The sequence below is a fragment of the Acetobacter sp. DmW_125128 genome (assembly GCF_008704325.1).
In the GTDB taxonomy this organism is placed as follows: Bacteria; Pseudomonadota; Alphaproteobacteria; order Acetobacterales; family Acetobacteraceae; genus Acetobacter; species Acetobacter oryzifermentans.
In genome coordinates, this window is the sequence record NZ_VHOP01000117.1 from 1 (window position 1) to 311 (window position 311).

Consider the following 311-nt stretch of genomic DNA (forward strand, 5'->3'; position numbering starts at 1 on the left):
GCGAAGCGGCAGGATGATGGAACCATGCCATCCAGCGATCTCGCCATCCCGTTCTTTGGCTATAAATCGCATGTTTCCATCGATCGAAAATACCGGTTCATCCGGAAATGGAAAACAACGCATGCCGCCGCCAGTGATGGCGCGCGATTGAGAGAGGGGCTGCTGGATAAAACCAATACAGCCTCAAGTGTCTGGGCTGACACGGCCTACCGCTCAAAAGCTAATGAAGACTTCATGGAAAAGCAGGGCTTTGTCTCCAAGGTTCATCGCAAAAAGCCGCATCTCAAGCCTATGCCCCGGCATATCCAGAA

At 52.4% G+C, this 311-nt stretch carries 1 pseudogene; it reads left to right on the forward strand.

The annotated features are described in order from the left end of the window. A pseudogene (locus tag FKW19_RS15280) lies at nt 1-311 on the forward strand (IS5/IS1182 family transposase); the annotation flags it as partial.